This is a genomic window from Syntrophomonas erecta subsp. sporosyntropha (assembly GCF_055395365.1).
Genome location: NZ_AP042459.1, coordinates 2086633 through 2098420 on the forward strand (window position 1 = coordinate 2086633; position 11788 = coordinate 2098420).

General features: G+C 42.2%; 12 protein-coding genes, 1 tRNA gene and 1 pseudogene. 11 read left to right on the forward strand and 3 right to left on the reverse strand.

From position 1 onward, the window contains the following. Positions 1-4: 4 nt before the first annotated feature. The 4 genes from thrB (at position 5) to ACZ5Q0_RS10165 (ending at position 3727) form a co-directional block, all read left to right on the forward strand. Positions 5-895, forward strand: a complete 891-nt coding sequence (thrB, locus tag ACZ5Q0_RS10150) for a homoserine kinase (protein ID WP_447182511.1) — start codon at positions 5-7, stop codon at positions 893-895. A gap of 62 nt (positions 896-957) precedes the next feature. Further along, positions 958-2178, forward strand: a complete 1221-nt coding sequence (locus tag ACZ5Q0_RS10155; RefSeq protein ID WP_446818089.1) for an aspartate kinase — start codon at positions 958-960, stop codon at positions 2176-2178. A 193-nt stretch (positions 2179-2371) separates the two neighbouring features. Then, positions 2372-2449 (forward strand) — tRNA-Pro (locus ACZ5Q0_RS10160). A 369-nt stretch (positions 2450-2818) separates the two neighbouring features. Beyond that, positions 2819-3727, forward strand: coding sequence for a GT-D fold domain-containing glycosyltransferase (locus tag ACZ5Q0_RS10165; RefSeq protein ID WP_446818088.1), 909 nt, complete (start codon positions 2819-2821; stop codon positions 3725-3727). Positions 3728-3811: 84 nt separating this feature from the next. Here ACZ5Q0_RS10165 and ACZ5Q0_RS10170 read toward each other — a convergent pair. Further along, a pseudogene (locus ACZ5Q0_RS10170) lies at positions 3812-4414 on the reverse strand (GT-D fold domain-containing protein); the annotation flags it as partial. Between the two features lie 435 nt (positions 4415-4849). On the opposite strand from ACZ5Q0_RS10170, the gene ACZ5Q0_RS10175 reads away from it, so the two are divergent. From ACZ5Q0_RS10175 to ACZ5Q0_RS10200, 6 genes are all read left to right on the forward strand, one after another. Continuing rightward, positions 4850-5734 carry a GT-D fold domain-containing glycosyltransferase gene (locus ACZ5Q0_RS10175; RefSeq protein WP_446818087.1) on the forward strand — a complete coding sequence of 295 codons (885 nt, stop codon included), beginning with the start codon at positions 4850-4852 and terminating at the stop codon, positions 5732-5734. A gap of 185 nt (positions 5735-5919) precedes the next feature. After that, complete coding sequence (locus tag ACZ5Q0_RS10180) at positions 5920-6342, forward strand: arsenate reductase ArsC (protein ID WP_446818086.1); 423 nt, start codon at positions 5920-5922, stop codon at positions 6340-6342. A 161-nt stretch (positions 6343-6503) separates the two neighbouring features. Beyond that, the gene (locus ACZ5Q0_RS10185; protein ID WP_446820773.1) at positions 6504-6845 is read left to right on the forward strand and encodes an ArsR/SmtB family transcription factor; all 342 of its coding nucleotides are present in this window, start codon (positions 6504-6506) and stop codon (positions 6843-6845) included. Between the two features lie 132 nt (positions 6846-6977). Then, positions 6978-8030: a permease gene (locus ACZ5Q0_RS10190; protein WP_446818085.1), complete on the forward strand. Its 1053-nt coding sequence runs from the start codon at positions 6978-6980 to the stop codon at positions 8028-8030. Between the two features lie 24 nt (positions 8031-8054). Next, positions 8055-8297, forward strand: a complete 243-nt coding sequence (locus ACZ5Q0_RS10195; RefSeq protein WP_446818084.1) for a thioredoxin family protein — start codon at positions 8055-8057, stop codon at positions 8295-8297. A gap of 346 nt (positions 8298-8643) precedes the next feature. After that, on the forward strand, positions 8644-9402 hold the full coding sequence (locus tag ACZ5Q0_RS10200) for a polysaccharide deacetylase family protein (protein ID WP_464827133.1): 759 nt from the start codon (positions 8644-8646) through the stop codon (positions 9400-9402). On the opposite strand, the gene ACZ5Q0_RS10205 is transcribed toward ACZ5Q0_RS10200, so the two are convergent. Beyond that, on the reverse strand, positions 9373-10062 hold the full coding sequence (locus ACZ5Q0_RS10205; RefSeq protein WP_447182891.1) for an endonuclease/exonuclease/phosphatase family protein: 690 nt from the start codon (positions 10060-10062) through the stop codon (positions 9373-9375). The two genes, ACZ5Q0_RS10200 and ACZ5Q0_RS10205, sit on opposite strands and share 30 nt — an antisense overlap. Before the next feature lie 288 nt (positions 10063-10350). Here ACZ5Q0_RS10205 and ACZ5Q0_RS10210 point away from each other — a divergent pair, with 288 nt between their 5' ends. Next, positions 10351-10983, forward strand: a complete 633-nt coding sequence (locus ACZ5Q0_RS10210) for a hypothetical protein (protein WP_446818081.1) — start codon at positions 10351-10353, stop codon at positions 10981-10983. A gap of 46 nt (positions 10984-11029) precedes the next feature. Here the strand turns inward: ACZ5Q0_RS10210 and ACZ5Q0_RS10215 are convergent, their stop codons facing one another. Further along, on the reverse strand, positions 11030-11584 hold the full coding sequence (locus ACZ5Q0_RS10215; protein WP_446818080.1) for a DUF2726 domain-containing protein: 555 nt from the start codon (positions 11582-11584) through the stop codon (positions 11030-11032). Positions 11585-11788: the final 204 nt, after the last annotated feature.

The window sequence follows — 11788 nt, forward strand, 5'->3', positions numbered from 1 at the left end:
TAGTATGGTTACAGTAAAGGTTCCTGCTACTAGTGCTAACCTGGGACCTGGTTTTGACACCCTGGGTATAGCCCTTAACCTTTATTTACAGGTCAAGGTTGAACTAGCCTCAGGACAGGAGATTGAGTTTAAAGGGGAAGGCGAGGAAATAATACGCTTTGATCTAGCTAAAAACTTAGTAGTTAAAGCGATGCAACCGGTTTTTAAGCAGGCAGGTAAGTTTCCTGGATATCGTCTGGTCATCAATAACCATATTCCCGTTGGCAAAGGTCTAGGTAGTAGTGCAGCAGCCATTGTTGGCGGTATGTATGCTGCTAATTTGCTCCTGGAGGAGCCTTTTACCTGCAGTCAGTTGATGCAGTGGGCGGTGGAAATGGAAGGCCATGCAGACAATATTGTACCGGCCATGGTAGGGGGACTTACCGCAGCTATGATGTACCAAGGTAAGGTTTACTATCAGAAGGTAGAGATTCCTTCTGATCTGTATATGGTGGTAGCAGTTCCTGATTTTGATTTACCTACTAGTAAATCACGGTCAGTACTGCCTGATCAGGTAAAACTGCTGGATACAGTTAGCAATCTGCAGAGGGCCTGCTATTTATTGGCCAGTATTTTTAATCGGGATTACCAGCATATAGATTTGGCCATGGATGATATGATCTATCAGCCTTTGCGCAAACAATTTATACCTGGTTTTGATGCCGTATTGGAAGCGGCTCGGGACAATAAAGCCCTGGGAGTAGCCATGAGTGGAGCCGGACCTGCCATAATAGCCTTTACCATGGATAATACTAAAGAATTAAAAGCAGCTATGCAGGAAGCCTTTGTAAGCCAGGGAGTAAATTGCCGGGTTTACAGCCTTAAGGCTGATCAGCACGGAGCCACCGTGTTATAAACCATGTTCTGTGTAACACGTGCTGGCGAATCTTTTCATATATGTTACAGGGAGTGAGAATTTTGAGTTTGATTGTTGCCAAGTTTGGCGGAAGTTCCGTAGCTTCACTGGAAAAAATCAAGGATATAGCCCGGCGGATAAAGCAGATGAAAGAGGAAGGTAATCAGTTAGTCGTAGTGGTATCTGCTATGGGCGATACTACTGATGAGCTTATAGAGTTGGCCCATGCTACCGGACCTAATCTGTGTACCAGGGAAATGGATATGCTTTTGGCTACCGGTGAGCAGCAGTCGGCAGCTTTGCTGGCTCTTACCCTATATAATATGGACTGTCCGGCCCGTTCTTTTACCGGCTGGCAGGCAGGTATACACAGTAATTCTAATTATAGTAAGGCCAAGATAGATGATGTTGATGCCCAGCGCATTTCTAGCGAACTGGAGCAGGGATTCGTAGTGGTAGTGGCTGGTTTCCAAGGCATATCTCCCGAAGGGGATATCACTACCCTGGGCCGAGGCGGATCAGATACTAGTGCAGTAGCCTTAGCGGACAGTATTAAGGCTGACCGTTGTATGATTTTTACCGATGTTGATGGAGTGTTTACTGCTGATCCGCGTGTGGTTTCTGAAGCCCGTAAACTATCGATGGTCAGCTATGGAGAAATGCTGGAAATGGCCAGCCTGGGAGCAGGAGTTATGCAGCCCCGGGCAGTAGAATATGCTATGCAGTGCCAGATGGAGATTGAAGTTCGCAGCAGCTTTAACCAACATCCTGGAACCATTATAACGGAGGGAAAGAATATGGAGGGACATAGAGTTGTTACCGGAGTGGCTCACGATCTGAACTGTGCCCGCTTTGCTATTTTTGATGTACCGGACCGGCCGGGAATTGCCCGGGAACTTTTTAAGCAACTGGCACAGGAGGGGATAAATGTAGATATGGTTATTCAAAGTGCCATGCGCGATCATCGTAATGACATTGCTTTTACTATTGAGGAAAATGATTTAGAAAGAGCGATACCGGTAGTGGATAGACTGGTGAAAACCCTCGGAGCTTCGGGTATGTCCTATGGCAATAGTGTGGCTAAAGTATCTATAGTTGGCGCTGGTATGCAGAGTAATACTGGTGTGGCGGCCGATATGTTTGAGGCCCTGGCAGAAGAGAATATCAATATTCACATGATCAGCACCTCGGAAATAAAGGTTTCCTGTGTTGTAGATGAAGATCGTATCCAGGATGCAGTAAGGGTCTTGCATAAAAAGTTTAATCTGGATAGAATTGAATAATTTTTAGTAAATGAAGGGAGTCTGCTTGTCTTTATTGGGGGCAGGCAGGATTTTTTTAAGTACTTTGATCCCAGGGAAGTGGGAAAGAAGTCTGCTAATCTTAAACTAGGGGCACCGGTTTAGTTTTACCGGGTTTTTAACCCGTAATTTAACTTGACTAAACCGATTTCCTGTTATACAATATCACTTGCGTCGGGGTGTAGCTCAGTTTGGTATGAGCGCTACGTTGGGGACGTAGAGGCCGCTGGTTCAAGTCCAGTCACTCCGACCATTTATATTATGTAGGTACTTAGGTCATTAAAATTTTAAATGGTAGGGGATTTTAGACCACTTAGTTTTTTTAAAAAATTAAGTGGTTTTTTTATTGTTAAGTCTGTTTTGGAAAGTAATTATTACACAGGGTATTTAAAGAGTTCCATGGGAAAATAGGGAAAGCAAAGAGAGATGGTCCCCGTGCTTCCTGGGCAGCCTGGCTTTAAGTACCGTTAGGTATACAAAACTCATATGATAGTATATCTGAATTTAGAGGCGGCTGGCTTTTGAAAGGTGTCAGCAAGTCGGCAGCCAAAAGGGAAAGAGGTGAGGAAATTCCGTTATAGGAATTTATAAGGTTTTACCGGTTGCCTGTAACGGGGATAATATGGCTGAAATTAGATGGACAGTGGCTAAAAATCAGCCCGTTAATATAGTTTCAGCGGCAGGGATAACCCGGCCGGTTGTTTCTAATTTGGTTTCACCGGTAGGCATAGTCTGCCCCGCCAGGGGAGATTTTAGATGGCAGCAAGGTGGAGCAGCTTATCTATCTAGTGATGTTCTCCTAGATAGTATACTGACTGCTTTAGATAATAATGAGCCCTGTTCAATTATATCGGTAGGGGCTACAGAAGCTTTTGTCTTAGCCCAGTACACGGTTTTATCAGAAGAGGAAATATTACATCACCCGGAAGCCCAGGTGGCTAATCGGGGCGAAATAAGTGGTTTTTACCATCGCGGTATTCGTTTTCCTAATATTGCTGCCCGTGATGAAGCTATGGCAGCAATCCGGGATGCGGATATAGTGGGGTATAACCTGCTGGTTAAACCGGCTTGTGAGTTTACTGAAAGGGTTTTTGCTGCCTGTAACCTGTATCCGTCCCGTATTTTTGAAGCTAATTTGCGCCGGGTGATCATGTTTTCAAAGCCGGATAAATTCGCAGCTATGCTCCGGGGAAAGAAGGTACTATTGGTTAATTCCCAGGCTGCTAAAGTTAAAGCAGCGCTACAGGAGCACTATAAGCAGGAGATGGATTGTAACATAATAGGAGCAGTAAGTATTTATGAATATGAAGAAATATCCCGGGTAAAGAGGGAAATAGCCCGCTATGATTTTGATTTATGTCTACTGGCGGCGGGGATTAATGCAGTAATTCTGGCCCCCTTTATCTCCAAATCGCTGGGGAAGGTTGCTTTTGATATAGGCTCGGGTATGGAGAGCCTTGTGACAGGTGAAATTATTATGGATCAATGGCTTACCTACATTATTGGAATTGATAATATTATGAGCATGTAACCGCTGGGGCTTCCAGCAGGAAGGATTCATACTGCGGCCAAAGTCCAGGGCTATTTTTCCCATACTGGCTATCATCGGGGCTAGTATAACTGCATTAGATCCGGCCGACAGCAGGGCTAGATTATAATCAATAGACTGAATTTGCTGTATTACCTGATCAATCTGGCTATATTGGGATATTGCCACAGTTCCTGCTACCTCGATTTGCATAGTTTCCTGCAAAAAGGCAGCTAGGGCGCCGGCCATTTGTCCCACTAAAAGCAAACGGCACTTTTTTATCAAAGCCCGGAATTCTTCATTTGGGGGGAGATAGGTGTTTACGAAGGCGTAACACAACTGGCGGGGTTTGATTTTATACAGAGTAAATACCTCTTCAGTAAGAGACTTCCATTCATAAGCATCATTCTGGTGTAGTACTCCTACCATATCAGCTTTTTTAATATTTTCAATGAGCCGATCCCGGGCTTCATAATTGGGAAGGGTAATTCCCGTCCACCCCTCATAGTTAGCCCACCACAAATTTTTAATTACTTCCTCCGGATAGATAGTTCCCTGAGCCAGAACCTGATTTTCGGCATCACCTATTCTAACTAGGGAAAAACCGGTTTGATTACGCAGGCAATAGCGGATACGGGCTATAATCTCCGGTAACTCACAAAAGTATTCATGGTTGATGATAAATCCCAAAACGCTTCACTCCCTGACCAATTATTGCCTATCCCACCCCAGATTAACGGTAAGCTGGTAGAGTTTTAAAACTATTTACCCTGTTAAATAACAATTGTTTCTACCTGATAATCATTCTGTTCTGCCAAATAACTGCTTTGTTAATGGCTTTATTCACATTTAAGTCTGTTAATGAATATTTTTAATAAAAACCCTCTAGTTATATAGATATGCACTTTGTATACATTTTGCTTATAAACTGGCAGCCGGGGACTAACCATATTCCGATTTATGAGCAATAGGCTTAAAAGCAGGCTACGGCTGGGAACATAAGCGGTAACAAAATACCATGCTTTATCTCGAAAATCAGATTCAGGCAAAGTATGGTAGTGGGTTTACAAAACCTGGGGAGGGTAGAAGATTATAGGAAACCCCAGGTAGAAATGGGGGAGCAATATGAAATTAAAAACAGGTAAAAGTTATAAAGTAATGTTTGATCAGCAGGGTAATTCGATTATAAATTCCCTTTATAATAGGGAACTCGCTTATTGTCCAGAAGATCCGCCTAATAGTTTAGAAGTGCCGGTTATATTAGGCAGCCAGGAGTTAATGGATAAAATAATCGAGGCCCTGCAAGATAAAACACCTTTTTCCGTGGTATCGGTAGGAGCGACGGAAGCCTTTGTAATGGCCCAATATACTATTTATTCAGAGACAGAATTCATGAATCACCGGGAGGCATTTAATGCTAACCGGGGGGAACGGAGTGGCTTTTTTCACCGTGGTGTCCGATTTCCTAATATAGAGGCCCGGGATGGGGCGGTGGCAGCCGCTAAACAAGCTGACGTAGTCGGTTATAACCTTATGGTGGATGTGGCCCGGGAATTTGCTGAGCAGGTTTTTGCAGTATACCAGATCCGGCCCCAATTTATATATGAAGCGAATTTGCGCCGGGTATTTATGTATTCCCAGGCAGAGAGATTTGAGGAAATGCTTAAGGGGAGGAAGATCCTATTAATCGGTTCCCTGGCTGCCCAGGCCCGGGATGCTCTTAATACTAATTTAAGGGAGAAACTAGGTTTTGAAGTGACTGGTGCCATCAGTATTTATGAGTATGAAGAAATTCCCCGGGTAAAGGAAGAAATAGCTGAATATGATTTTGATCTATGTTTCCTGGCTGCCGGTGTTAATGCCTTGATTTTAGCCCCTTATATAGCCAGGGAATATGGGAAAGTGGCTCTGGATATCGGTTGGGGTATGCAAAGCCTTATTACCGGCGAGGTTGTCACCGATGCCTGGTTGGAAGATATTATCGGACTGGATAGGCTGTTGAAAATGTAAACCATTTCGATAAGTGCTCCAGGAGTTTAAAAATACCTGTAAAGGAACTATATAGATAAAGCTGCCCGGCCGGATAGAAATATGGTCAGGTAACTTATTTACAAAATTTTAATATGGGCAGGGTGGAATTTTCACAATCACGGTATACAATAATTAAAACAAGCAACATAATGAGGGGGAAAAACGTGAACAAAAAAACCGTTTTATTTGTATGTACCCAAAATTCAGCCCGGTCCCAGATGGCAGAAGGATTATTGCGACACTATTATGGTGACCGCTATGAAGTATATAGTGCGGGAACTAAACCTTTTCGGGTAAATCCTTATGCTATTCGTGCGATGCAGAACGCCGGTATAGATATAAGTTTACATCAGTCAAAAAGTATGGATAAGTTTTTACATAAGGAAATTGATTTAGTTATAACTGTATGTGATAATGCCAGGGAAAACTGTCCTTACTTTGCCGGGGGAAAGAAAATTATGCATCATAGTTTTACTGATCCCGCAGCAGCCCAGGGGAGCGAAGAGGAGATTCTGGCTGAATTTGAAAGAGTCAGAGATGAAATAAAGGTTTGGATAGATAGCAGCATAGCCAGAGGGCTAATATAAAACGGGTCCTTCATTTTTCCTGCCGTCCTTAAGACGGTATTTTTTTTGTTTTAAAGATTGACAGCCTAAATAAGGCGGGGGTAATATAAACATAGAATTATATTAGATCTAGGTTATATAACCTAGATCTAATATGAAAAAGGGTGATATTAGTGCAGCGTATGTTAAAAGTATTAGGTGAACCGACCCGGTTAAAAATTTTAAGACTATTAAAAGAAAAAGAGCTATGTGTTTGTGATTTAGAGGAAATCATGCAAATTAGTCAACCACGGATATCACAGCATTTAAAAGTGCTCCGGGAAGCAGGGCTGGTGAGTGAAAGGAGGGAGGCACAAAGAAGGATTCTTCGTTTTAATCAGGAGAAATATGACTGGGTAGTGGGAAGCTTAAACCAGTTTATGATTACTCCGATTGATGAGCTGCCAGGTTTTAAGGACGAGCATGAGCGGCTTATAAACCATGATGGACGTTCCTGTGAACGTATAAAAGGTATAAAGTTTTAAGAGTTTTAATAATTCGAGGGTAATATAATTAAAATTGATAATTAGAGAGTGAGAGTATTACGATGGTGGCCCAAGTTTACCTGCCGAAATTCCTGCCCAGGACCACTTATGCAAAAAATGGGGGAACTTATTATGCAATTGATTATGACAATGCTGGGGGGCGGTTTAGGAGAACTCTTAAACTACTTGTCGGCTCATGTAGTTACCTGCCTGGTACCGGCATTTTTTATAGCTGGGGCCATGGCAGTATTAGTTACCAAAGGGGCAGTAATAAAATATTTTGGTGTTCAGGCTAAGAAATGGGTAGCCTATGGGGTAGCTTCAGTTTCAGGAATGTTACTGGCGGTATGTTCCTGTACCATATTACCTTTATTTGCCGGTATCTATAGCCTGGGAGCCGGCCTGGGGCCGGCGGTAACCTTTCTTTATTCCGGTCCAGCTATAAATATACTGGCCATAGCCCTTACCGGAGCAGCTATTGGATGGCACATGGGATTAGCCCGGGGGATTGGTGCGATATTATTTTCTATAGTAATAGGTATACTGATGTCTCTCTTGTTCCGCCGTTCTGAAAACCAGCGGCTGGAGGAGATGGAAAGTTTACCTGCCGAGACTAGTGAAAAGCCGGGCCTATTTCTGGTGTTATTTTTTGGGGCTATGGTGGCGATTCTCATTGTAAGTACGAGTAAACTCAATCTCTGGATAAAAGTAGCCCTGGATCTTTCCCTGATTAATTCCCTGGCTATTATGGTGCATCACTATTTCATAAAAGGTGAGTTCACCTCCTGGATGCACGAGACCTGGAACTTGGTTAAAATGGTAGTCCCTACCCTATTAATAGGTGTGTTTGTGGTAGGTATGGTTACAAGTGTAATCCCTTCCCATTGGATTTCCAACTATGTTGGTAATAATACCCTAGGGGCGAATTTTGTGGCCTCTTTAATCGGGGCACTTTTTTATTTTTCTACTTTAACAGAGGTGCCCATAGTAAAGGGTCTAATGGATCTGGGCATGAACCAGGGACCAGCGCTGGCCCTTTTATTAGCGGGACCAGCAGTTAGTATACCGAATTTACTGGTGGTAAACCGGATTATGGGTTGGAAGCGTACAGCAGCCTATTTTGGGTTAGTCGTAGTCATGGCTACCCTGACCGGATGGATGTATGGTTATTTCCTGGCCGGTTAGAATCTTTTTGAGGAGGTATTACTTATGAAAATTGAGGTTTTAGGAACTGGATGTGCCAAATGCAAACAACTGGAAAAGGATGTTTATGACGCCCTGGCTGAACTGGATATTGCGGCAGAGGTAAGCAAGGTAGGGGATATTAAAAAAATCATGGATTACAAGGTAATGATAACGCCGGCTCTGGTTATTGATGGCGAGGTGAAAATTGCGGGAAGATTACCCCGTAAAGTTGAACTGCAGAAATACCTTAAGGAAGCTCAGCAATAAGACAAAGAGCTGAGCAAGAATTTCATATAGTAGCTCACAGTAGTTCAGTTTAAGGATGTGTGATAATAGACTGGCTGCTAAAAGTGACCTTAAGCTGGGCAGAAGTACCCTGGAAGTACTTTTGCCCAGCTTAAACATTTTACTAGGCTGGGTCATAAACCAGTACTGAGATTTATTGGTGGTAAATACAGTCAGGAAAGTATAACCTGGTTACTGAATAAAATTTATTTAAGCCGTCTCCAATGAGTTCCAGTCCTTAGGGGATAAAGGTAGTTAAATAAGTTTTTAAAAGGGTGAACTTTGGCTGAAAACATTAAAAAGTAAAAAATGGATCCGATTAGTTTTTTTGCTGTTCCTGGTGGTAATAGCCAGGTATGGGGTGGTGCAATATACTTCACAGGAGGATTCAGAAACTGCCAAAACAGTATTTGTGGTGCAAAACATTTTTGTGCATGATAAATTGATTACTCGGGTGGACACCGATGGAAAAAAGCTGATAGCCTTGACTTTCGATGATGGACCTGATCCCAGGTATACTCCGGATATATTAGATATATTAAAAGAATATGAGATTAAAGCTACATTTTTCGTGGTAGGAGAATCGGTTCTGCGTTATCCTGATATAGTTAGGCGGGCTTTATGGGAAGGGCATGAGATTGAAAATCATACCTTTACCCATCCTGATCTTACCCGGGATAATCTGGTTACTATTGATGAAGAGATGCTTAAGTGTGAATGGGCTATTGAAGAGGTAGTAGGGCAGAGACCTCAATATTTTCGTCCTCCCAGGAAATTGTATAACCGGCAGGTATTAGATGCGGCCCAATTAAATGGTTATCAGATAGCCTTATGGACTATAGGCTTAGAAAACCGCCGGGCCAAAACCCCGGCGGAAGCTGCCTGGCGGGTGATCAGACATGCCCGACCAGGGATGATTATTTTAGCTCATGATGGGCGCCTGGATCGTAGCCAAACTGTAAAAGCCTTGCCCCTGCTCATCCAGGATTTAAAGGATCGGGGTTACCAGTTTGTAACTTTGGGGGAACTAACCCAATCGCCATCAGGACCGGTTAACTTAAATTTCGATATTAGCTACTACTGGTAAGTGGTCGGAAGCATCGGCAGCGATAATATAAAAATCATCGACCCGGTAACACCGGTCTACGAAAATATAGTCGATGCGGTATTGGGGATTATTGGCCGGATAGGTATAATTAATAATTCCCGAATTATAAGCAAAGGTATCCTGCAGGAAGTCTGATAGCATGAGGACAGGTTTTTCGTCTGGAGAAGCATTAAAATCCCCTACCATTATTATGGGATGAGGCAGGTTTTGCAGGCAGGGTAGGATGAGTTGCTGCATATTAGCTAAGCGAGTAGTGTGGTTTAAACCCATATGAAGATTTATAAAGTGAAGAGTCTGTTGTTGAATGTTTATATCAATAATCTGGCATAGTCGTGGTTCTTCATTACCAGGTAAGTTAAGGTTTTTCACTTTTTTTATGGGATAGCGGGACAGGACGGCGATCCCATAACTACCCTGCCTAAATCGCAGGGTTTCCCCAAAAACATAACCCATATTTAGCCTTTGGGCTATTAGGGCGGCCTGCTTTTTAAAGCCGCTCCGGGCTGCTCCCATATCCACCTCTTGAAGTCCAATCAGATCGGCGTCAATAAATTCTAGTACCGAACATATTTTATCCAGCATAGGCTGGCGGCTTATTGACATACAATGATGAATATTATAACTAGCTATGCGCAGAATGAAAACACCTCCCTAGTTAAAATAGTTATTGTCGGTAGTATTATTCTATGTGACAATATTATAATATAATAAACAGAATAGATTAAATTGACTCCTGACCTGCTACCCGTAGTCGTGTAGTTAGTTAGGGGGAAAAGGTAATTACTATATATCGGAATGAGCAGGTTGGCGGAGGTGGGGCTGGTATAATCCAGGTATGGTTTATTTAATAGAATACGTGCATAGGTAATATAAAGTTGACGCAGAAGTATTGTTTTTGAAGCTATCGCCGCCAGTAGGAGGAAAAACATGACAATATTTATTATTGAAGGTGCTGCTTTTTTTGTATTGCTAGGTTTGATTCTATATTTCAAGGTTTTATCCCGGCCCAAATTAAGCGAAGGAGAAATTGGCCCTTTCAAAGTTGTTTACACTCATAACGCAGGTTCTACCTGGACTACCCAGAAGAAAATAAAGCAGGTACAAGCATATATGCGCGATAAAGGTATTCATAGTGATACATATATTTGTGTATATATGAGTGATCCCACCCGAACAAAACCGGAACAGCTGAAAAGTATTGTCGGCTGTGTGATTGAAGGGGAATTTCCTCGGGTAGAAGAACCTTATGCTGTTACAGAACTGGCCCGGCGGTACGTAGCTAAAGCTGCCAATGAAAACCAAATAACTGGAATGAATAAAACGGCCCTTTATCCGCGGCTTTTAGCTTATATGGATGTAATGGGGTATGCTAAGGCCTCCGATCAATTTATCGAGATATTTCATCTGGGTGAGGGACAATATGGTTTTGGAAAGGGTTTTTACAGTGAAATATGTTGCCGGATAAGGGAAATGAGTGACGAAGAAATTGAGGCAGCTGAGGACAAGCGTATAAATTATAATGAAATGATATTCGGCAAGAAGGGGCGTTTTGGTAATTAAGGATTATAGTTTTCTTATTGCCCTGTTATAACAGGGCAATAAGAAATTAGATAGCTAATCCTACTCCAGTTAGCTGTTTATGCAATTCATCTTCGGAGGGTAGATGGGAAGGACTAAAATGGAGGCATTTAATCCCGGCGGTTTTAGCCACCCGCCCGGTAAAACGATCTCCCATCTTTTTACGTTTACCTTCAATCTGGTTTTCAACTATAACCATAAGGACTGGTTTTAGTTCCGGTAATTCGCATACCAGCAAATCTATATTACGTTCTTTAACCCGTTCATAATATTCCTGCCGGTTATCAGTGTCAGAAGCCAGTTGCAGCACATCTACCAGCCGTACTTTAGGAAAAACTATATAAGAAGTATTTTTTAAAATATTGCTTAAAGATTGAAATAAGGCTAATTCTCGCGGACTTAATAAATACTCCCGCTTACGGTAAGGCATATCATCTACTTTAATCCAGTGGCTACTGATATCTATTATTTCACCACTTTTTTTACTTTTTTGGGTTTTTCTCTGGGTTTGGTGTTCCTTAAACAAGTCATAGAGCAGTTTAGCGGCGATGATGACAATTAAGAATCCAATAAACTGGAGCATCGTCTCTCCTCCTTTGTATTTATATCTAAATTTAAATTTTACTTAAGTAATACCTTTTTCTATTCTTTATTTTATATTATACGAAATTTAGGGAAATCGCTATCTATAAGTACTGGAGACGGAAAAATGTTAGTCAGGGTAGCTTGAACTCTTTAACTTGTCCGGATTTAAGTATAGAATGATGAAATAGGCGGTCGTTTCGTG